This is a genomic window from Pseudactinotalea sp. Z1732 (assembly GCF_049724975.1).
In the GTDB taxonomy this organism is placed as follows: Bacteria; Actinomycetota; Actinomycetes; order Actinomycetales; family Beutenbergiaceae; genus CALKWS01.
The window spans coordinates 88508-109919 of sequence record NZ_JBMPQC010000004.1 but is presented as its reverse complement, the minus strand read 5'-3'; the positions used below and the strand labels follow the sequence as shown (position 1 = coordinate 109919).

Here is a 21412-nt window from a genome sequence, read left to right as displayed (position 1 = left end):
TGGTCAGCGGCGCATCCTGTGCCAGCCCTGCGCGGTGCGTACCGGCAGGTGCACCACGGAGATGAAGACGGCCAGGACGACGGCGACCACCGTTCCCAGTATCACCCACCCGACCGGGAAGATCGCTGTGGCGGCCGCCGAGGCGGCGAAGACGGCGGTCCACCCGTACAGGATCACCACGGTACGACGGTGGGAGTGGCCGTGGTCGAGCAAGCGATGGTGCAGGTGTTTGCGGTCGGCGTGGAACGGGGACTTGCCGGCGGCGATGCGGCGCAGCACCGTGATGACCACATCGAGCAGCGGGAGCATCAACACCGCCAACGGCAGCAGGATCGGCACGAACGCCGGGAACGCCTGGCGGGTGGCGATCAGGCCCGGGTTGATGTCCCCGGTCACCACGATCGCTGCGGCCGAGATCACCAGGCCCAGCATCATCGCTCCGGAATCGCCCATGAAGATGCGCGCGGGGAAGAAGTTGTGCGGGAGGAACCCCACACAGGCCCCCACCAGGCAGGCGATCACCACCGTGGCCAGGTTGGAGTAGTCGGTGGGACTGGTGATCTGGGTGAGCAGATAGGTGTAGACGAAGAAGGCCGCACCGCCGATCGCGATCACGCCCGCGGCCAGGCCGTCCAACCCGTCGACCCAGTTCACCGCGTTCACCGCGAAGACGACCGCGATCACGGTGGCCACGAGGGACAGCCGGGAGGAGCCGATGGTCAGTCCGAACACCGGGAAGGTGATCAACTGCACACCCTGCCAGGCGAGCAGTCCGGCGATGAGGATCTGCCCGACCAGTTTGGTCAGCCAGTCCAGGTCGAAGATGTCATCGGCAACCCCGAGCAGGCAGATCAGCCCCGCGCACAGCAGGATCGCCCAGGGCAGGTTGTCGGCGAAGACGCGCTCGAGGAACTCCACCTGGGCGGCCACCACCATCGCGGTCGCCAGCCCCAGGAATATCGCCACCCCGCCCAGGCGGGGTGTGGGGGCGGTGTGCACGTCCCGATCCCGCACCGGGGTGACCGCCTTGAGCCGGTGCGCCACCTGCCACGCCAGTGGGGTGGCCAGGAAGCTCACGGCAGCGGCCACCGCCATCAGGAGCAGGTAGATCCTCACTGGTTGTCAGGCTCCCGGGCCGTATCGGAGATCGGTGCCGGGCTCTGGGTCTGTTCGTGGGCCTGGTCCGGCTCTGGGGCGGGCTCCTGGGCCTCACCCGGCCCCGGGGCGGGCTCCTGGGCCCTGTCCGGGTCCAGTGCCGGATCCTGGGGATGGTCCGGCTCCGGCGCCAACTCCGGGGCCACCTGCGCCAACTCCTCGGCACTGATCGCTCCCTGACGAACGATCCGCAGCCGCTCCCCGGTGGCGTCGACGATCGTCGAGGGCTGCTGCCCGGGCGCCGGCCCGCCGTCCAGGTACAGGCTCACCGCACTGCCCAGTTGCTCGGCCGCCTCGGCCGCACTCAGCGCCGCTGGCTGCCCGGTGCGGTTCGCGCTGGAGACCGCCAGCGGCCCGGTCTTGCGCAGCAGAGCGAGGGTGAACTCCTCGTCCGGCATCCGTAGCGCCACTGTGCCCTCGGTCTCGCCCAGGTCCCACATCAACGAGGGCTGGGCGGGCAGGATCACGGTCAGCGCGCCCGGCCAGAAGCGCTCCACCAGGTCACGCACCACCTGGGGCACATCGATGGCCAGGCCGTCCAGCGTGCGCACATCACCGATCAGCACCGGTGGGGGCATCTGCCGTCCGCGGCCCTTGGCCGCCAGCAGTGCATCCACCGCGTCCGGAGTGAAGGCGTCGGCGGCGATCCCATAGACGGTGTCGGTGGGAATGACCGCGAGCGCCCCCCGGGACAGGGTGCGCACGGCTTCGTCCACATGCGGCCACCAGGTGGCCGGCTCGGTGCAATCGCGCAGGTTGTGCTCAGTCACGGCACAAAGTCTCCCATGACCGGCGCTGCCGTCGTGGCTCCGGTTCGTGCCATGGTGTCTCGTGCCATGGTGTGCTGGTGAGTTCTGCCTCCCGGGCCCATGCGGTCCTGCTGCGCATCGCCTTCGCCGTCAGCGTGGGGGTGCACCTGCTGGTGCTCTACCTGCCCATGGTGCCCGCGGTCGCCGAGGTGGAGGTGCCCGGTGCGGACAAGGTCGCACACATGCTCATCTTCGCCGGCGTGATCCTCACCGGGCGATTGCTGGGACTCTCCCTGGCCTGGTTGGCTCCGGCACTGATCGCACACGCCTTCGCCAGCGAGCTCATCCAGCACCTGGCCCTGCCCGGACGCGGTGGCGAATGGCTGGATGTGCTGGCCAACCTCGGCGGGGTGGTCCTGGGTTGGTACCTGGCCGGTGTGATCACGCGGCACCGACTCAGCGGCGCCGGGCCAGCACCATCCGCGCCCGCCCGCTCAGGTCCTCCGCCGTCGACACCTCGGTGAAGCCTCCGGTGTCGCTGACCACGTCACGTACCGCGCCCGCCTGCACCTCGGCGTGCTCCATGATGAATACGCCTGAGGGCCGCAGCAGCCGGGCCGCGGCGCGGATGACGGCGCGGGGGATATCGAGCCCGTCCGGGCCGCCACCGTACAGGGCCAGGTCCGGATCGTGCTCGCGAACCTCGCGCTGCTGCGGCACCGCATCGGGAGGGATGTAGGGCGGGTTGGCCACGAGCACGTCCACCTGCCCCTCGTGGTCGGCCAGGAGGTCCTCCTGACGCACATCCGCGACCATCGCCCGAATGCGGACGCGCGCGGCGGCGGCGTTGGCCAGGGTCAGGTCCACCGCGGCGCCCTCGGCGTCCACCGCCAGCACCGACGAGTCGGGGACCTCGCTTGCCACCGAGACGGCGATCGGACCGGCACCACAGCACAGGTCCACTACGAGCGGATCACGGCCGGCCCGGCGCACAGCGTGCGCGGCGGATACCGCGTGTTCGGCGACGACCTCGGTCTCCGGGCGCGGGATGAACACCCCCGGGCGTACCTGTAGGGCCAGGTGCCGGAAGTGCGCACGGCCGGTGATGTGCTGCAGTGGTTCCCGGCGCCGCCGCCGCTCCACCACGGCCGCGTAATCGGCGGTGAACTCCTCCGGGAGCGGCGGAGGCATCACCAGGACCAGGCGGTCGATGCCGAGCACGTGCTCGGCCAGGCTGATCGCGTCGGACTCGGCGCTGGGCACCTGCGCCTCGGTCAGGATGGCGGTCGCGGCCCTGATCAGGTGGCGCAGGTCCGGTTGCTCAGGTGTAGCCGATCGGTCCTCACTGGGTGGCACCGGCGATCCGCTCCGCTTCTTCCATCTCGATCGCCGAGCCGATCAGCGCGCCGAGGTCGCCGTCGAGTACCTGATCCAGGTTGTAGGCCTTGTACCCGGTGCGGTGGTCGGCCACCCGGTTCTCCGGGAAGTTGTACGTGCGGATCCGCTCGCTGCGGTCCACGGTGCGCACCTGGGACCGGCGGGCCTGAGCGGCCTCAGCAGCAGCGGCCTCGGCCTGTGCGGCCAGCAACCGGGCGCGCAGCACCCGCATGGCGGCCTCGCGGTTCTGCAACTGCGACTTCTCGTTCTGCATCGAGACCACGATCCCGGTGGGCTCATGGGTGATCCGGACCGCCGAGTCGGTGGTGTTCACGCTCTGCCCACCGGGCCCGGAGGAGCGGTAGACGTCGATCCGCAGGTCGTTGGCGGCGATCTCCACCTCACCGGGATCCTCCACCTCTGGCAACACCACGACACCGGCGGCCGAGGTGTGGATCCGCCCGGCCGACTCGGTCACCGGCACGCGCTGCACCCGGTGCACCCCACCCTCGAACTTCAGATGGGCCCATACCCCGTCGCCGGGATCGGCGGACCGGGACTTGATCGCCACCGAGACGTCCTTGATCCCGCCCAGGTCCGAGGCGGTGGTGTCCAGCACCTGGGTCGACCATCCCTGCCGCTCGGCGAAGCGCAGGTACATCCGTAGCAGGTCGGCAGCGAACAACGCCGACTCCTCTCCCCCGGCGCCGGCCTTGACCTGCAGGATCACGTCACGTCCGTCGTCGGGGTCGCGCGGGATGAGCACCTGGCGCAACCGGTCGGCTGCGGTCGCCTCGGCCCGTTCCATCGGCTCCACCTCGGCAGCGAACCCTGGGTCGTCCCGGCCGAGTTCGCGCGCGGCCTCGGCGTCGCCCCGGGCGCGGGTCCACTCCCGGTAGGCCGCCACGATCCGGCCGAGTTCGGCGTAACGCCGCCCCAGCGAGCGGGCCCGGGCAGTGTCGGCGTGCACGTCCGGGTCGGCCAGATCCTCCTCGATCCGGGTGTACTCGGACAAGAGCGCCTCGACGCCGTCGAACTCACTCATCACGACAGCCTCTCAGAAGTTGCCCACCGGCACACCGGATGCTCAGTTGGCAGCCTTGCTCGCGGCCCTGCCGGTGGAGGTAGTGGTCTTGTTCACGGTGGCCAGGAACTCGGCGTTGGTGGCCGAACCACGCATCCGGGTCAACAACGCCTCGATCACTTCCTGGGGACTCTTCCCGGCCAGGCTGCGGCGCAGTTTCCACGCGATCTGCAACTGGCCCTCCCCGATCAGCAACTCCTCCCGGCGGGTGCTGGAGGCATTGACGTCCACCGACGGGAAGATCCGCTTGTCCGCCAGTTCGCGACTGAGCCGCACCTCGGAGTTCGCGGTGCCCTCGAACTCCTCGAGGATCACCTCGTCCATGGTCGAACCGGTCTCCACCGCAGCCGAGGCCAGGATGGTCAGGGATCCCCCGTGCTCGATGTTGCGCGCGGCACCGAAGAACCGCTTCGGTGGGTACAGCGCCGCAGCATCCATGCCGCCGGAGAGCACCCGGCCGGAGGCGGGCAGGGCCAGGTTGTAGGCGCGCGCCAACCGGGTCAGGGAGTCCAGCAGCACCACCACATCCTGGCCGAGTTCGACCAGCCGCTTGGCCCGCTCGATCGCCAGTTCGGCCACCACGGTGTGATCCGAGGCGGGTCGGTCGAAGGTGGAGGAGATGACCTCACCCTTGACCGTGCGCTGCATGTCGGTGACCTCTTCGGGGCGCTCGTCCACCAGCACCACCATCAGGTGAGCCTCGGGGTTGTTGTCCGAGACCGCATTGGCGATCTGCTGCAGCAGGACCGTCTTCCCGGCCTTGGGCGGCGCCACGATCAGCCCACGCTGGCCCTTGCCCAGCGGGGCGGCCAGATCGACGACCCGGGTGGTCAGGTTCGAGGCCGTGGTCTCCAGTCGAAGGCGTTCGCTGGGGTACAAGGGCGTCAGCGAATCGAACTCGGGACGGTCCAGCGCCTCGGTGGCCGGAGCCCCGTTCACGGTGTCCAGTCGCACCAGGGCGTTGAACTTCTGCCGCTGGTTCGCCTGTTCGCCCTCCCGGGGCTGACGGACCGCACCAACGATCGCATCACCCCGGCGCAACCCGTGCTTCTTCACCTGGTTCAGCGAGACGTAGACGTCGTTCGAGCCGGGGAAGTACCCGGAGGTCCGCACGAATGCGTAGTTGTCCAGGATGTCCAGGATCCCCGCGATCGGGATCAGCACATCATCGGGTGAGATCTCGACGTCGTCGTAGTTCGCCTCCTCGGAGCGCCCACCGCGACGCTTACGGTCCCGGCTCCGCTCGCGCCCCCGGCGCCGCCGGTTACCGCGGTCGGAGTCATCGGGGCGGAAGTCGCCATCGGAGGGCCCCGGACTTCCCTGGCCGCGGGTGGCTCGACGGCGCTGGTCGCCCTCGGAGTCCAGGCCGCGCGGCTCGGGCAACTGGATGTCATCGACGCTGGGACGACGACGGTCGCCCTGCCCGGACTTCTCACCCTGGCCGCGCTGCTGGGCTTGCTTGCCCTGTTGGTCCTGCTGGGCTTGCTTGCCCTGCTGGGCTTGCTTGCCCTGTTGGTCCTGCTGGGCTTGCTTGCCCTGCTGGGCTTGCCGACCCGGCTGATCCTGCTGGCCCCGCCTACCGGACGGGTCCTGCTGGGCTTGCTTTCCCTGCTGATCCGACGTGTCCTGCTGATCCCGCCGGTCCTGCCGACCGGGTTGGTCCTGCTGTCCCTGCCCGCCCTGCCGATCCTTCTTCCCGTTCCGGTCGGAGTCACCGGAGCCACCGGCACCGCCGGAGGGACCCTGCGGAGCACGGCCGCGCTGCTGCGAGACCCCCTCCGGTGCATCCTGGCGCGGGCCCGCCCCGCCCGGGGCGGGATCTCCGCTCGCGGTGGCCGTACCGCCGTCATCGCCGTCGAGTGTGCCCTGCGTGGGTGTCTCGGCTGGGCGCTCGGGCTGTGCCGGGCCGCCCTGACCCGAGCGGAGGGCGTCGATCAGATCGCTCTTGCGCATCCGCCGGGCGCCCTTGATGCCGAGTTCGGCCGCGATCTGCTGCAGCTGGGCAACCTTGAGCGCACTGAGGTCGCCGCCGGGGGCGTTGGTGGTATCGGTCACGAGGTTCCTTCCCTCGATGAGACCAGGGCCCGGTCACCGGGCCCAGGCACGAGAGTCTGCCGGTGCGATCACCGGCGTCGGTGCGCCGCACGGCCGGAAAGCACCGGCCCGCGCCACAGCGCCTGAAAACTTTGGGGGTACACCCTGGTCAACGGCGGCGTGTCCACGCCCGCCCGGGGTGCGATGCAAGCCTAGCACCGCACTCTCCCCAGAAATCAACGCCGGGCCCCTCAGGGCGCGGCGACCCGCGGTCCGTGCCGGTCGACGTCGGGGTGGCGCACCCGCCAGCCGGCCGGGATGGTGGCCAGTTGCTCTGCCGGCAGGGCCCCGAACAGCAGCAAGGTGGGTCCGGCGCCGGAGATCACCGCAGGCAGGCCCGCCCGGCGCAACCGGTCCAGCAACTCCAGGCTCTCCGGCATCACGTCGGCCCGGTAACGCTGGTGCAGCCAGTCCTGGGTGGCTGCGAACAACAGATCCGGGCGGCTGCCCAGTGCGAGCGTGAGCAGCCCGGCGCGGGCGGAGTTGGCGGCGGCGTCGGCATGGGCGATGGTTCGTGGAAGCGCGGTACGAGCCCGGGAGGTGGACAGCCGGCGCTGCGGGATCAGCACCGTGACCTCCAGGTCATGCACCGGTACCTGTGCCGCGTGGGCCTGTCCCTGGTCCGTCCAGGCGATGGTGGCGCCCCCGTGCAGGGCCGGGGCGGCGTTGTCGGGGTGGCCTTCGAGTTCGGTGGCCAACTGCAGGATGAGCCCGTCGTCCAGGGCCTCGGGCTCGGAGATCAGTTCCCGCACCGCCAGCAACCCGGCGACCACCGCTGCGGCGGAGGACCCCAGTCCTCGCCCGTGCGGGATCGCATTGGCGCACCGCAGTTCCAGCCCCGCCTGTGGGGCGCCCACCTGGTCCAGGGCCACCCGCATCGCGCGGACCACCAGGTGCTCCTCGCCGTCGGGCACCTCTTGCGCCCCGGCGCCGCTGACGTGCACGCGGGTGGCGCCGGTGGTGGCGCGGACCTGCACCACGTCATGGATGGCCACGGCCAGTCCGAACGAGTCGAAACCCGGACCCAGGTTCGCGCACGTGGCGGGCACCGTCACGGTGACCTGATCACGGACCAGCCGCACCGCTCAGTCCAATCCGAGTGCGCGGGCCGCAGCTGCCGGGTCGGTGGAGATCACGGGCGGGTCGACCTGGCGCTGCCCCAACGCGGTAGCGGTGTCCTTCAGGCCGTTCCCGGTCACGGTGCACACCACCTGGGCGCCTTCGGGCACCGCTCCCTCCTCGGCGCGGGAGAGCAGACCGGCCACGCTCGCCGCGGAGGCCGGTTCGACGAAGATGCCCACCTCGCGGGCCAGGAGCTCCTGGGCAGCCAGGATCTGGGCGTCACTGACGGCGTCGATGCGCCCGCCGGAATCGTCCCGCGCCGCCACCGCCAGTTCCCAGGAGGCGGGGTTGCCGATCCGGATCGCGGTGGCCACGGTCTCCGGGTGCTCCACCACCTCCCCCTTGACCAGCGGAGCCGCGCCCTCGGCCTGGACGCCCCACATCTGTGGGGTGCGGGTGGCCAGGTCATCGCTGAGGTACTCCCGGTACCCCATCCAGTAGGCGCTGATGTTCCCGGCGTTGCCCACCGGGAGCACGTGGATGTGCGGGGCGTCCCCCAGGACGTCGACCACCTCGAAGGCAGCCGTCTTCTGCCCGTGCAGCCGGTACGGGTTCACCGAGTTCACCAGTGCCACCGGGTAGGCCTGGGACAGGTGCCGCACGATCCGCAGGCAGTCGTCGAAGTTCCCGTCCACGGCCACCAGTTCGGCACCGTGCACGATCGCCTGGGCGAGCTTGCCCGCCGCGATCTTTCCGGCGGGCAGGATCACCGCGCAGCGCAGCCCGGCCCGGACTGCGTAGGCCGCGGCCGAGGCCGAGGTGTTCCCGGTGGAGGCGCAGACCACAACCTCGGTGCCGGCGCCGGCCACTTTGCTCATCGCCATCGTCATCCCGCGGTCCTTGAACGACCCGGTGGGGTTGGCGCCCTCGACCTTGATGTGAACCTGGGCGCCGGTCGCGGCCGAGAGGCTCGGGGCCGGGACCAGCGGGGTACCACCTTCACCCAAGGTGATGACCGGATCCACGTCATCGATCGGCAGTCGCTCGGCGTACTCGGCGATCACGCCCCGCCACGGCTTGGCCATCAGTGTCCCTCCACGCGTAGCACCGAGGAGATCCTCAGCACGTCCTCGAGCCTATCGACTGCCTCGATCATCGCCTGCAGGGCCCGCTCATCGGCCAGGTGGGTGATGAGCACCAGCGTGGCCTGGCCCTCCTCGGTGGCCGTCTGCCGCACGGTCTCCACCGAGACGTGCTGCTCCGACACGGTGGTCGCCAGCGTGGCCAGCACGCCGGGCCGGTCGCGCACCTCCAGGCGCACCTGGTAACGCGTCTGCACGTACTCGGCCGGCAGGGAGCGCAGCGCGGCGTAGTCGGACTCCGCCGGTGCCCGCCCCCCGGTGGAGCGGTGGCGGGCCGCAGCGACCAGGTCACCCAGCACCGCCGAGGCTGTCGGCGCTCCGCCGGCACCGGCGCCGTAGAACATCAGCGTGCCCGCGCCCTCGGCCTGCACCAGCACGGCGTTGTAGGCCTCCCGCACATTGGCGAGGGGGTGGTCCAGCGGGATGAGCGCAGGGTGGACCCGCACCGCGACGCCGCGGGCGGTCTCGTCCTGACGCTGTTCGGCGATCGCCAGCAGTTTGAGCACGTGGCCGGAGTGCTTGGCCGCCGCGATGTCCGAGGGCGTGATGTCGCGGATCCCGGAGACCGCCACGTCATCGAGGTGGATACGGGAGTGGAAGGCCAGGGAGGCCAGGATCGCCGTCTTGGCCGCGGCGTCCAGCCCGTCGACGTCAGCGGTGGGGTCAGCCTCGGCGTAGCCCAGGGCTTTGGCCTGGGCCAGGGCCTCGTCGAAGTCGACGCCCGCGGTGCTCATCTGGTCCAGGATGTAGTTCGTGGTGCCGTTGACGATGCCCACGATGCGACTGATGGAGTCTCCGGCCAGGGATTCGCGCACCCCGCGCACCACCGGCACCGCACCGGCCACCGCAGCCTCGAAGAACAGGTCCGCCTCGGCGGCGTCGGCGGCCTCGAACAACTCCGGGCCGTGGGTGGCGAGCAGCGCCTTGTTCGCCGTGACCACGCCGGCACCGCGGCGCAGTGCGGCCACGATGAGGCTGCGCGCCGGTTCGATACCGCCCATCAACTCCACCACGAGGTCGGCCGACTCGACCGCGGCCCGGGCATCGGTGCCCAGCAACTCCGTCGGCACCACCGGGTCTCGCGCGAGGGTGGTGTCACGCACGATGATCGCACTGATCTCCATGCGGGTCCCGCTGCGGGCAGCCAGTTCCTCGGCCTGCGTGCGCAGTCCCCGGATCACCTCGGTGCCGACCGTTCCGCAGCCCAGCACGGCGACCCGCAGGACTGGTTCTGACGCGATGGTGTCCATGATCTCCTCTCGGCGGTGACGGACTCACCCTAAGGGGCGCCGTGGAAGGCCCGTGGTGCTGACCGATGCGTGGACGGGTGGACGGGGGGGCGAGGCTGGTGCCGGCTCAGCCCACGTCGAGTGCGAGCAGGTCGGCCACGCTCTCGCGGCGCACGATCTCGCGCGCCGCCCCGTCCTGCACCGCGACCACTCCGGGTCGGGGCACCAGGTTGTAGTTGGAGGCCATTGAGCGTCCGTAGGCTCCAGTGACCGGAACCGCGAGCAGGTCCCCGCGGCTGATCCCGGCCGGCAGCCTCACGTCACGCACCACGATGTCCCCGCTCTCGCAGTGCATACCCACCACACGGGCCGCCACGGTATCGCCGGGGACGTCCCGGCCGACCACCTGTGCGTGGTAATCGGCCCCGTACAGGGCCGGGCGCAGGTTATCGCTCATCCCCCCGTCGACCGAGACATAGAGCCTGGTGGTGCCTTCCTCGGTGCGCACCGGTTTGCACGTGCCGACCCGGTACAGAGTCAGCATCGCCGGGGCGATGATCGCCCGCCCGGGCTCGAAGGAGATAGCCGGGGCAGGCAGCCCGTCCCGGGAACTCCGGGAGCGCACCACCTCGGCGAGTTCGCCGGCGGCCGCGGTGATGTCGAGTTCCTGCTCACCGGGTGTGTAAGCCACTCCGAAGCCACCACCGAGATCCACCTCTGGCATCACGTAGTCCTGGTCGGCGGCGAAGTCGGCGCGCAGGCCCAGCAGCGCCTGGGCAGCCGCGGCGAATCCAGCGCTGCCGGTGATCTGGGAGCCGATGTGGGAGTGCAGGCCGAGCAGGCGCAACGAGGTGGTGGCAGCGATGGTCTCCAGCGCCCGGCGGGCCGCGCCGGTGGCCAGCGACAGCCCGAACTTCTGGTCCTCGTGCGCGGTCGCGATGAAGTCGTGCCCGCCGGCGTGCACTCCTGTGGTCACCCGCACCAGGACGCCCTGGCGCACCCCGTGCGCGGCGGCTACCTGTGCCAGACGCTCGATCTCCTCCAGTGAGTCCACGACGATGCGTCCCACACCGGAGCGCACCGCCAGGTCAAGTTCGTCGTCGGACTTGTTGTTCCCGTGCAGGCCGAGCCGGGTGGGTGGCACCTGCGCCTTCAGCGCGGTGGAAAGTTCCCCCAGGCTCGCCACGTCCACCGCCAAGCCTTCCTCGTGCACCCAGCGCAGCACCGCGGTGGAACTGAAGGCCTTGGAGGCGTAGTAGACGTCCACCTCGATGCCCTGCGGAGCGAATGCGCCGGCGAGGGCGTCGCGGTAGCGCCGGGCCCGCTCCCGCAGCGTGGCCACGTCCAGCACGTATGAGGGTGTGCCGAACTCCTCGGCGATGTCAGCGAGGGAAAGCCCGTCCACGGACCACGCCCCCTCGGTCACGGTGGTGCGGGACGGCCACAGGTGGGCGTCAGGTGGTGTGCTCACAGGTTCTCCGGTGCGGTCAGGCCCAGTTCCCGCAGGCCGGTGCGGAGCACCAGCCCGGTCGCACAGGCCAGGGCGAGGTTGAGGCGGTAGGTATCCATGATGGGGGCATCAGCGGTGATCGGGCCACGGGGTGTGGACCGGGAGTGGGCGAACCAGTCGGTGAACGCGCCCGTGATCTGCCGGAGGTTGGACACCACCGGGGCGCCACGGTCCTGAAGGCGGGCGCGATGGCGGGCCAGGTGGGCGGCCGCCAGCGCCAGCAGCAGCGCGCGGGTGCGGGCGTCCTCGGTGCGGGTGTGCGCCAGGTCCCGCCAGATCCCTGCCAGCACCCCGGGCAGTACGTCGCCGGCCGGGCCCTCGGGCGCAGGCAGCACCCCGTGGTCGACGCCCTGGCGCAGCAGCATCGCGGTTCGGGCACGGGCACGACGTACCGGGTAGAGCCGGCCGGGCATGAGGTCGACTCCGCCACCGGCGCGAGCCAGTGTCGCCGAGCGCCTGGCCCGCTCGGAGTCGGCCGGCGGCGGGGCCGGCGGTGGCGGGTTCCGTCCGGTGAGGACGTCGGCCACGACCTGACCGCGAGCGGTGGTGGTCAGGGTGAGGAAGAGCCGGCCATGCTGCCAGGTCGTCCGCTGCACGACCGGCAGGTCCAGCACCGACCCCACTGGTCGCGGCGGTAGCACCAGGGTCGCCCAGTCGCCCTGATCGGCAGGTGCGCGCACCAGCACCAGATCGTCACGATCGAGCGCCGCGGCCACCTGGCCGGTCAGGTCCTCCTGCCACACAACGTCAGATCGAGACCCACAGGTAGAAGTCCCAGGTGGATTCGGCCGGTCCGCTCAGGTGCCGCACCACGCCGGTGTCGTCCCACCAGATCACCTCGATCTGGGATCCGTCCTGCCACATGTGGAAGACGCCGTACGCGAGGTCGTCCTCAACCTCGGAGTCATCCTCGATACGCCAGACCTCGCCGGTCTCATCGGCGGGGCCGCGTTCGTCCACCAGCCCCTCGGCGGTGGTGACCGCCTCGTCGAGGTCATCCCACAGCGCGGCCCACATGGTCAGGGACTCGTCGGCATCTGAGGTGAAGTCGGCGGTGTAGGCCTCGGCCGGGCTGGCCCCGTCGAGTTCGTGGTCGGTCCAGCCGGCCTCGTCGATGGTCCACTGGGAGTTCTCCGCGTCCACCACGGTGGCGTGCTGGTTCAGGTGGTCGTACAACTCGCCACCGGTGGGCTCGGTCTCGGGTTCGTCACGGGCGTCGTCCTCGGCCGCGCCCTCCTCGCCGGCGTCCCCCTCGTCGGCGCTCCCTTCGTCGGTGTCCTCACCCGTATCGGTGTTGGCCGGTTCAGGCTGGTCCCCCGCGTCCGGTGCCTGCGTCGTCTCCTCGGTCCCGGGGCCTACGGCCGGGTCCTCGTCATCGCCGCCGGCGAGGCTCACAGCGGCGAAGACCAGGCCAGCGAGCACCAGTACGGCCACTATCACCCCGACCACGATCGGTGCGGGCGACCGACGGCGTTGCTGCGGCCCGGACGCTCCGCCGTAGCCGGCCTGCTGACCATAACCGGGCTGCCCATGAGCAGGCTGCTGGCCGTAACTAGGCTGCTGGCCGTAACCAGGCTGCTGGCCGTAGCCGGGTTGCTGGCCGTAACCGGGCTGCTGACCCTGGGCAGGCTGCCCATGAGCAGGCTGCTGGCCGTAACCCGGCTGAGCGTCACCACCCGGGGACGGGAAGGAACGCGTGGGCTGGTCAGCTGCGGGGTGACCGAAGGACTGGGTGGGGTGATCAGAACCCTCCGGTCCGCTACCGGGTCCCTGCGCGGGCGGTTGGGTCATCGCGGCAACTCCTCGGTGCGATCAATCGGTGGTTCTCGTCAATACATCACGGTTCTCATCGTAAGGGCACCCCGCTGCGGGGCGGCCTCAGGTGTGACCCCGGACGCACCTTGCCCTGCGGTTCGGTCTCACCCCGCCAGTGCTGATAGCCTCTCGTCTCGGCGACCACGCCCCCGTAGCTCAGTGGATAGAGCGTCTGCCTCCGGAGCAGAAGGCCACAGGTTCGAATCCTGTCGGGGGCACCAGCACTTTGGTGTCGGGGCCACCCAGCAGCGGCGCCGGAATCCCCCTGACACCAGACCGGTCGACGGCGAGATCGCGCGCAGAACCACCCAGTCGTCGCTCAGGCGATTGCCGAGCCCGTCGCTCAGGCGCATTGCCGGGCCGTTCGGGCCTTCGGGCCAACTCAGTCCTGGGCGCAGGCCATCGTCTCGGAGTTCAGCGGCAGCGCGCCCTGCTGGTTCAGCCAGACGTTCGGGTCCACCGTGGTCAGATTCTGATCCACGTGGATCTCCAGGTGCAGGTGCGGCCCGGTGGAGTTGCCATAAGAGCCCACCGCACCGATTACCTCGCCCGCAGCCACCTGCTGGCCCACGTTGACGTAGACGCCGTTGGGGTACATGTGCACGTACCAACTCCACACCGGAGCACCGTTGATCTCGTGCTCGATGATCACCAACATTCCGCTGCGCCCGTCCCGGCCCGCACCGGCATGGGTCACCACGCCGTCGGCAATGGCATGGATCGGGGTCCCCACCGGTGCGGCGAAGTCCAGCCCGGTGTGTTCGGAGTAGCGCCCGAAGATGGGGTGGATCCGGTAGCCGTAGTGGGAGGTGAGCCGGTAACTGCCATCGGACAGCGGTCGCACCAGGTCCACCTCGCTGGAGGAGGACTCCGCGGCCAGGGTTCCGTTCGCCTCCACCGCCGACACCCCGCAACCGGGGGCACCGCGCTCGGCCAGGTTGCGACTGGCGGCCACCAGCGCCCGGCCGGAGGCCTCCGGGTCGGCGAGCAGCGCCGTCGTCGCGTGCGCGTCGGACTCCGAGGGCACATCACTGACCAGGGTGTCCAGCGCACTGGCGTCGGCCAGCATCGCCGGCCGATCCTCCTCGACCTCGACCTGAGGCAGCACCACGCCCGTGGCCGGGACCACCCAGGTAGCCAGGCCCAGCGCGGTGAGCACGGCCAATCGACCCATCCACCGCCCTGCAGGGCGGTGCGGCCGGTTCCTCCTGGCGGCCTCGAGCCGGGCCTGCTCGCGCAACTGGCGTCGGGTCAGCGCGGTCTCGTTCGACACACGCTTGGCAGTCACACAGTCTCCGGCGGCACGGCGGGGATACAGGAACATCGGACGGTGCGCAAACGCACCGCGAGCCACTATAACGGTACGGACACGGTGCCGGGGCAACGTTGCCGGCTTCCGCTGTGGAAGTCGCCACACCTGTGGACAATTCCTTCACAACCCGCAGCACCCGGCACCCCTGCCCGCGCGCACGGTTCACCCCCTCGCGCGGGGATGTGTGCGCCAGACGGATGACGTGCTGGGCGGACGCGGGGGTTCACCCCCTCGCGCGGGGATGTGTGACAGAGTTTGGCCATGCCTGGCACGACAGCGACCGTGGCCCTGATCATCGAGGACGAGACGGAGATCGCCGCCCAGATCGCCCACCGGCTGGAAGCCGAAGGGTGGCAGGTGCACGTGGCCCACGACGGCCACGCCGGGGTCGAGCGCGCCCGCGAGGTGCGCCCGGACATCATCGTGCTGGATGTGATGCTGCCCGGCATCGACGGCCTGGAGGTGTGCCGCCGGATCCAGTCCGACCACCATGGTGAGTCGGCACCGGGCGCCCCGATCCTGATGCTCACCGCGCGCGACGATGAGACCGACATGATCATCGGTCTGGGGGTGGGCGCCGATGACTATATGACCAAACCATTCTCGATGCGTGAGTTGCTCGCCCGGCTCAAGGTGCTGCTGCGACGAGTGCAGCGGGCCCGCAACGCGGCGGTGAACAGTTCCGCCGAACCTCCGATCCAACTCGGCGACGTGCGGATCGACCGCGCCTCGCGCCGGGTGCAGCGGGGCGGGGAGCCGGCACATCTGACCCCCACCGAGTTCGACCTGTTGGTCTGCCTGGCCACCCAACCGGGCACCGTCCTGTCCCGCGAGCGCCTGCTCGCCGAGGTGTGGGACTGGGCCGACGCCTCGGGCACGAGGACCGTGGACTCCCACGTCAAAGCGCTGCGGCGGAAGCTGGGTGCGGACCTCATCCGCACCGTGCACGGCGTCGGCTATTCCTTCGAACCCACCGGTGGTTGAGGCACCACCGTGAACACCTCGAGCCTGCGGCACGCGCGTTCCACCGAGGTGACCTGGTGGCGCCGGTTCACCACCGCGCTGGCGGAGTTGCGTCCGCTGGACCCGATGCGCTCGATCAAGATGAAACTGATCGTGATCATCGCTGCCACGGTGGTGATGTTCACGCTGGTGACCTGGGTGGGTATCCGGTTCGATTTCGGGGTGCTGCGCACCTTCCCGGTGGCCCTGGTCTCCTCCTTGCTCATCACGCAGATCCTGGCGCGGGGGATGACCCGGCCGCTGCGCGAGATGACTGCCGCTGCCCGGGCGATGGCGCGTGGGGAATACAGCACCCGGGTGCACACCGACAGTCAGGACGAGGTCGGCGAACTCGCCGCCGCCTTCAACTCGATGGCCACCGAACTGCACACCCTGGACAGCCAGCGACGGGAGATGGTGGCCAACGTCTCGCACGAACTGCGCACCCCCGTCGCCGCACTGCGCGCGCAGCTGGAGAACATGGCCGACGGGGTGGTGCCGGCCGACGGTCCGGCGCTGGAGGCCACGCTGACCCAGTTGGAACGGCTGTCCAGGCTGGTCACCTATCTGCTGGACCTGTCCCGCCTGGAAGCAGGCGCGGTGAACCTGGACCTGACCGATGTGACCGTGCAAGACCTGCTCCAGGAGGTGGCGGACCAGGCCCGTCACGCCGCCGCGCAGCACACCCGTGAACTGACCTGGCAGGTGCGCGCCACCCCGGAGGACCTGCGCTTGCGCGCCGACGTGGAACGCCTGCGGCAGGTCCTGTCCAACCTGGTCGCCAACGCCTCCCGGCACTCGCCCGACGGCGGCCGGATCCAACTGCTGGCACGGTACGGCAGCGCCGGCGACGAGGTGGTGATCGATGTGACCGACGAGGGCGAGGGCATCCCGAAGGCGGACCGGGTCAAGGTCTTCGAACGATTCGAACGCGGCAACGCCCCGGACCAGCGTGTCGGTGAGTCCACCGGCGGCACCGGTCTGGGCCTTGCCATCGCCCGCTGGGCTGTCGGCCTGCACGGCGGCACCATCGCCATCGCGGACTCCAGCCCGCCGCTGGGCACCACGGTCCGGGTTCGGCTGCCCACCACGGGACCCTCCCCGGCCCGCAGCACCTGGCCCGGGTCGAAGTGACGGCCACACCAGCAGTCGACCCCATTGAGCGCGATCGCTGACTCGGTGTTGACCGGCTCTTGAACAGCCGGGTCGACATCCGCTCGATCCCGAGATTTCCGTGTGCTCCACGGCACTTTGACGACGTTCCCCGGGACCTCGTCGCTTAGGCTGGGGGTGTTCATCAACACACTCATCGTTGTGGAAGAGGGCGATCCCCGCGTGTCCGAGCAGGCCCCAGCAAACCCCGCGCTGAGCGCGGAATCCTTCGGCGGAAACGAATGGCTCATCGAAGAGCAGTTCGCGAAATACAAGAAGGATGCCTCCCTCGTCGATCCCGCTTGGCGGAAGTTCTTCGCGTCCTACCGTGATGAGGACGCGAGCGCGAGCGCGGACAACGGCACCGACGGCGCGCCCGCAGCCGACGGCGCGGATGACGCCGAACAGTCCGAGTCCGGCACCGACGAGACCGGCGGCGCCGAGTCCGGTCGCGACGAAGCCGAGTCCGGTCGCGACGAAGCCGAGTCCGGTCGCGACGAAGCCGAGTCCGGTCGCGACGAAGCCGAGTCCGGTCGCGACGAACCCGCCCGGCAGGCCAGGGCCGCCCGGGCCGTCGCCGAGCCCGCCCCGGACCCCGCACCGGTGGACGCCGAGGCACACTCGGCCGACTCGGTGCAGGCCGAGAAGACCGACGCCTCGGGCACCCAGGTCCCCGCCGACCTGCCCCCGGCCGCTCCCGAGGTGACCGCCGTGGCCGCCACTGCCACCTACACCTCGGCCCCCACCGCCGGTGGCCCGCGGAGCACCGGCGGCGATGACGAGGCCTCACGGCTGCGTGGGGCCGCGGCCCGCGTGGTCACCAACATGGAGTCCTCGCTGACCGTCCCCACCGCCACGAGCGTACGCTCCATCCCGGCGAAGTTGATGGTGGACAACCGGATCGTGCTGAACAACCACCTGCAGCGCGGCCGGGGCGGGAAGGTCTCCTTCACCCACCTGATCGGGTTCGCGATCGTCGAGGCACTGGCGGACATGCCCGAGATGAACGCCGGCTACCGCGAGGTGGACGGCAAGCCGGGGATCGTCAACCCGGCCAACGTCAACTTCGGCCTGGCGATCGACCTGCCCCGCCCGGACGGCACCCGCCAGCTCCTGGTGCCCTCGATCAAGGGCGCGGAGCAGATGAACTTCGCCGAGTTCTGGCTCGCTTACGAGCAACTGGTTCGCAAGGCCCGCGACGGGAAACTGACGGTGGAGGACTTCACCGGCACCACCATCACCCTGACCAACCCCGGAACCATCGGCACCGAGCACTCGGTACCGCGGCTGATGCAGGGCCAGGGCACCATCGTCGGCGTGGGCGCCATGAACTATCCGGCCGAGTTCCAGGGCGCCTCGTCCGAGACCCTGGCCCGGATGGGCATCTCCAAGACGATGACCCTGACCTCCACGTACGACCACAGGATCATCCAGGGCGCCCAGTCCGGTGACTTCCTGCGGATCGTTCACTCCAAGTTGCTCGGTGAGGACGGCTTCTACGACCGCGTCTTCGCGTCGTTGCGCGTCCCCTACGAGCCGGTCCGCTGGACCACCGACATCGCCGGCACCGAGGACGAGGAACTCACCAAGCCGGCCCGGATCGCCGAACTGATCCACGCCTTCCGGTCCCGCGGCCACCTGATCGCCGACACCGACCCGCTGGCCTACCGCCAGCGCAAGCACCCCGACCTGGACGTGCAGAACCACAACCTGACCCTGTGGGACCTGGACCGGACCTTCCCCACCGGCGGATTCGGTGGCAAGGCCCGGATGCCGCTGCGCGACATCCTCGGGCTGCTGCGCAACTCCTACTGCCGCACCATCGGCGTGGAGTACATGCACCTGCACGACGGCGCCCAGCGCCGCTGGTTGCAGCAGCGCCTGGAGTCGGGCTGGACCAAGCCGGTCGGAGCCGAGCAGCGCCAGATCCTGCGCACCCTCAACGCCGCCGAGGCGTTCGAGACGTTCCTGCAGACCAAGTACGTGGGTCAGAAGCGCTTCAGCCTCGAAGGTGGTGAGTCCCTCATCCCGATGTTGGACCGGATCCTGCAGCGCGCCGCCCAGGAGGGCCTGGACGAGGTGGCCATCGGGATGCCGCATCGTGGCCGGATGAACGTGCTGGCCAACATCGCGGGCAAGTCCTACCGGCAGATCTTCGCCGAGTTCGAGGGCAACCAGGACCCGCGCACGGTACAGGGCAGCGGTGACGTGAAGTACCACCTGGGCACTGAGGGCACCTACACGGCCGTGGACGGGGAGACCACCAAGGTCTACCTGGCTGCCAACCCCTCCCACCTGGAGGCCGTCAACGGCGTCCTGGAAGGTGTGGTGCGGGCCAAGCAGGACCGGATCGACATGGGCGGCTCGGGCTTCTCGGTGCTGCCGATCCTGATCCACGGTGACGCCGCCTTCTCCGGCCAGGGCGTGGTGACCGAGACCCTCCAGCTCGCTCAGTTGCGCGGCTACCGCACCGGCGGCACCGTGCACATCCTGATCAACAACCAGGTCGGCTTCACCGCCGGTGCCTCCTCCACCCGGTCCACGCTCTACGCCACCGACGTGGCCAAGGGTCTGCAGGTACCGATCTTCCACGTCAACGGTGATGACCCGGAGGCGGTGGCGCACGTCGCGGCGCTGGCCTTCGACTACCGCCAGGAGTTCAACCGCGACGTCATCATCGACATGGTGTCCTACCGCCGCCGCGGGCACAACGAGGGTGATGACCCCTCGATGACCCAGCCGGTGATGTACTCCCTGATCGAGGACAAGCGCTCGGTGCGCACCCTGTTCACCGAGGCGCTGGTGGGACGCGGTGACCTCACCGAGGAGGAGGCCGAGGAGTTCCTCGCCGACTACCGCAAGGAGTTGGAGCGGGTCTTCACCGAGTCGCGCAACGCCGAGAACTCCGGTGACCCGACAACGGTGGCCGGCCTGGAGCGTCCGGAGTCCCAGCAGGAGGACGCCGGGGTGATGGTCGGCTGGCAGACCGCCGTGCCGGCCAACCTGCTGGCCCGCGTCGGTGAAGCGCACACGCGCCCGCCGGAGGGCTTCACGGTGCACCCGAAACTGGACAAGCTGTTGCAGCGGCGGGCCAAGATGGCCACCGAGGGCAACGTGGACTGGGCCTTCGGGGAGTTGATGGCCTTCGGGTCGCTGCTCCTGGAGGGCACCCCGGTGCGCCTGGCCGGTCAGGACTCCCGTCGCGGCACGTTCGTGCAGCGGCACGCGGTCCTGCACGACTACCACACCGGTGCGGAGTGGACCCCGCTGATGTATCTGGCCGCCGACCAGGCCAAGTTCTGGGTGCACGACTCCCTGCTGAGTGAGTACGCGGCACTGGCCTTCGAGTACGGCTACTCGGTGGAGCGTCCCGATGCCCTGGTGCTGTGGGAGGCCCAGTTCGGTGACTTCGTCAACGGTGCCCAGATCGTCATCGACGAGTTCATCTCCTCCGCGGAGCAGAAGTGGGGCCAGAATTCCTCGGTGGTGCTGCTCCTGCCGCACGGGTACGAGGGCCAGGGTCCGGACCACTCCTCGGCTCGGATCGAGCGGTTCCTGCAACTCGGCGCCGAGGACAACATGATCGTTGCCCAGCCCTCCACCCCGGCCAACCACTTCCACCTGCTACGGCGCCAGGCCTACCAGCGCCCGCGTCTGCCCCTGGTGGTGTTCACCCCCAAGCAGCTGCTGCGGCTGCGGGCGGCGACGTCCCAGGTGGAGGACTTCACCACCGGCACCTTCCGCCCGGTGATCGGCGATGAGCACATCGACGCCGCCAAGGTGGACCGGGTGATGCTGTGCAGCGGACGTATCTACTACGACCTGCTCGCGCGCCGGATCAAGGAGAACGACGACCGCACCGCGCTGGTACGGGTGGAGGAGCTCTACCCGCTGCCGGCCGAGGAGATCGCTGCCGAACTCGACCGCTACGGCGACGCCGAACTGCTCTGGGTGCAGGACGAGCCGCGTAACCAGGGCGCGTGGAACTACCTGTACGTGAACCTTCCCGAGGCGGTGCCCGCGGTGGCGCAGCGGGGTATCCGGGGCGTCACCAGGCCGGAATCGGCGGCACCGTCCACCGGCTCGGGCAAGGTGCACGCGCGCGAGCAGGAGACACTGCTGGACGAAGCCTTCACCCGGTGAGCACACGGATCTGCATCGTCGGGGACGAGTTGGTCGCCGGAGTCGGCGATGCCCGCGGCATGGGGTGGGTCGGCCGGGTGGCCGCCCGCACCCGCGCCGAGGAGCCACCGGCGTTCTTCACCCTGGCCGTACCCGGGGAGACCAGCACGGCTCTGGCCGGTCGGTGGGAGAGCGAGTGCAACCGCCGGTTCGGCAAGGAGCCCGGCCACCTGGTGGTGGCGCCTGGGTGTGCTGACCTGGAGCACGGGATCTCCCTGGCGCGGAGCCGGCTGAACCTGGCCAACGTCCTCGACGACGCGGCCTCCCGCGCCATCCCGACCTTCGTCGTCGGGCCTCCCCCGCGTCCGGGAGCGTCCGAGACCGGCCTTGCCGGGTTGTCCGAAGCCTACGCCGACGTCTGCGGGCGGCGGCGGGTGCCCTACGTGGAGACGTTCGCGCCGCTGCGTGCCCACGAGCAGTGGCAGGCAGACGTCGCCGCCGGGGACGGCGTGCACCCCGGCCAGGCCGGCTACGGGCTGCTGGCCTGGCTGGTGTTGCACAACGGCTGGCACTCCTGGCTGGGTCTGCCCGAGGAGAACTGAGGGCT

At 70.1% G+C, this 21412-nt stretch carries 17 protein-coding genes and 1 tRNA gene; 6 read left to right on the top strand and 12 right to left on the bottom strand.

Annotated features, from left to right (window positions below; genetic code table 11):
- Positions 1-3: 3 nt before the first annotated feature.
- Entirely contained in the window at positions 4-1116 is a 1113-nt protein-coding gene (locus tag ACPL7H_RS09830) for an MraY family glycosyltransferase (RefSeq protein WP_424796756.1), read from the bottom strand.
- Positions 1113-1925, bottom strand: a complete 813-nt coding sequence (locus tag ACPL7H_RS09825) for an L-threonylcarbamoyladenylate synthase (RefSeq protein WP_424796755.1) — start codon at positions 1923-1925, stop codon at positions 1113-1115. Before ACPL7H_RS09825 ends, ACPL7H_RS09830 begins: the two co-directional genes overlap by 4 nt.
- Positions 1926-2002: 77 nt before the next feature.
- Between ACPL7H_RS09825 and ACPL7H_RS09820 the strand changes: the two genes are divergently transcribed.
- A complete protein-coding gene (locus ACPL7H_RS09820; RefSeq protein WP_424796754.1) occupies positions 2003-2428 on the top strand; it encodes a VanZ family protein in 426 nt (141 codons plus the stop codon).
- Here ACPL7H_RS09820 and prmC read toward each other — a convergent pair.
- From prmC to ACPL7H_RS09775, 9 genes are all read right to left on the bottom strand, one after another.
- On the bottom strand, positions 2361-3260 hold the full coding sequence (gene prmC, locus ACPL7H_RS09815; RefSeq protein WP_424796753.1) for a peptide chain release factor N(5)-glutamine methyltransferase: 900 nt from the start codon (positions 3258-3260) through the stop codon (positions 2361-2363). The two genes, ACPL7H_RS09820 and prmC, sit on opposite strands and share 68 nt — an antisense overlap.
- Positions 3247-4326 carry a peptide chain release factor 1 gene (prfA, locus tag ACPL7H_RS09810; protein WP_424788587.1) on the bottom strand — a complete coding sequence of 360 codons (1080 nt, stop codon included), beginning with the start codon at positions 4324-4326 and terminating at the stop codon, positions 3247-3249. Before prfA ends, prmC begins: the two co-directional genes overlap by 14 nt.
- Positions 4327-4368: 42 nt before the next feature.
- Positions 4369-6420: a transcription termination factor Rho gene (gene rho / locus ACPL7H_RS09805; RefSeq protein ID WP_424796752.1), complete on the bottom strand. Its 2052-nt coding sequence runs from the start codon at positions 6418-6420 to the stop codon at positions 4369-4371.
- 230 nt (positions 6421-6650) lie between these two features.
- Complete coding sequence (gene thrB, locus ACPL7H_RS09800) at positions 6651-7541, bottom strand: homoserine kinase (protein WP_424796751.1); 891 nt, start codon at positions 7539-7541, stop codon at positions 6651-6653.
- A gap of 3 nt (positions 7542-7544) precedes the next feature.
- Positions 7545-8606, bottom strand: a complete 1062-nt coding sequence (gene thrC, locus ACPL7H_RS09795) for a threonine synthase (protein WP_424796750.1) — start codon at positions 8604-8606, stop codon at positions 7545-7547.
- Positions 8606-9913, bottom strand: coding sequence for a homoserine dehydrogenase (locus ACPL7H_RS09790; protein WP_424796749.1), 1308 nt, complete (start codon positions 9911-9913; stop codon positions 8606-8608). Before ACPL7H_RS09790 ends, thrC begins: the two co-directional genes overlap by 1 nt.
- A 106-nt stretch (positions 9914-10019) precedes the next feature.
- Complete coding sequence (gene lysA / locus ACPL7H_RS09785) at positions 10020-11363, bottom strand: diaminopimelate decarboxylase (RefSeq protein ID WP_424796748.1); 1344 nt, start codon at positions 11361-11363, stop codon at positions 10020-10022.
- A complete protein-coding gene (locus tag ACPL7H_RS09780) occupies positions 11360-12145 on the bottom strand; it encodes a hypothetical protein (RefSeq protein WP_424796747.1) in 786 nt (261 codons plus the stop codon). Before ACPL7H_RS09780 ends, lysA begins: the two co-directional genes overlap by 4 nt.
- A gap of 4 nt (positions 12146-12149) precedes the next feature.
- On the bottom strand, positions 12150-13193 hold the full coding sequence (locus tag ACPL7H_RS09775; RefSeq protein WP_424796746.1) for a hypothetical protein: 1044 nt from the start codon (positions 13191-13193) through the stop codon (positions 12150-12152).
- Between the two features lie 169 nt (positions 13194-13362).
- On the opposite strand from ACPL7H_RS09775, the gene ACPL7H_RS09770 reads away from it, so the two are divergent.
- Positions 13363-13438 (top strand) — tRNA-Arg (locus ACPL7H_RS09770).
- A gap of 161 nt (positions 13439-13599) precedes the next feature.
- Here the strand turns inward: ACPL7H_RS09770 and ACPL7H_RS09765 are convergent.
- A complete protein-coding gene (locus ACPL7H_RS09765; RefSeq protein WP_424788595.1) occupies positions 13600-14505 on the bottom strand; it encodes a M23 family metallopeptidase in 906 nt (301 codons plus the stop codon).
- A 285-nt stretch (positions 14506-14790) separates the two neighbouring features.
- On the opposite strand from ACPL7H_RS09765, the gene ACPL7H_RS09760 reads away from it, so the two are divergent.
- The 4 genes from ACPL7H_RS09760 to ACPL7H_RS09745 all read left to right on the top strand — a co-directional run bounded on the left by ACPL7H_RS09760 (position 14791) and on the right by ACPL7H_RS09745 (position 21407).
- Positions 14791-15513, top strand: a complete 723-nt coding sequence (locus ACPL7H_RS09760) for a response regulator transcription factor (RefSeq protein WP_424788596.1) — start codon at positions 14791-14793, stop codon at positions 15511-15513.
- Between the two features lie 9 nt (positions 15514-15522).
- A complete protein-coding gene (locus tag ACPL7H_RS09755; protein ID WP_424796745.1) occupies positions 15523-16665 on the top strand; it encodes a sensor histidine kinase in 1143 nt (380 codons plus the stop codon).
- Between the two features lie 180 nt (positions 16666-16845).
- Positions 16846-20826, top strand: coding sequence for a multifunctional oxoglutarate decarboxylase/oxoglutarate dehydrogenase thiamine pyrophosphate-binding subunit/dihydrolipoyllysine-residue succinyltransferase subunit (locus tag ACPL7H_RS09750; protein ID WP_424796744.1), 3981 nt, complete (start codon positions 16846-16848; stop codon positions 20824-20826).
- Positions 20823-21407 (top strand): GDSL-type esterase/lipase family protein, encoded by a 585-nt coding sequence (locus ACPL7H_RS09745; RefSeq protein ID WP_424790082.1) that lies wholly within the window; start codon positions 20823-20825, stop codon positions 21405-21407. Before ACPL7H_RS09750 ends, ACPL7H_RS09745 begins: the two co-directional genes overlap by 4 nt.
- Positions 21408-21412 lie beyond the last annotated feature (5 nt).

Excerpts from the sequence above, each read along its gene's own strand:
- thrC (WP_424796750.1), bottom strand. The coding sequence starts at position 8,606 with ATGGCCAAGCCGTGGCGGGGCGTGATCGCCGAGTACGCCGAGCGACTG.
- prfA (WP_424788587.1), bottom strand. The coding sequence starts at position 4,326 with ATGAGTGAGTTCGACGGCGTCGAGGCGCTCTTGTCCGAGTACACCCGG.
- ACPL7H_RS09790 (WP_424796749.1), bottom strand. The coding sequence starts at position 9,913 with ATGGACACCATCGCGTCAGAACCAGTCCTGCGGGTCGCCGTGCTGGGC.
- ACPL7H_RS09760 (WP_424788596.1), top strand. The coding sequence starts at position 14,791 with ATGCCTGGCACGACAGCGACCGTGGCCCTGATCATCGAGGACGAGACG.
- ACPL7H_RS09775 (WP_424796746.1), bottom strand. The coding sequence starts at position 13,193 with ATGACCCAACCGCCCGCGCAGGGACCCGGTAGCGGACCGGAGGGTTCT.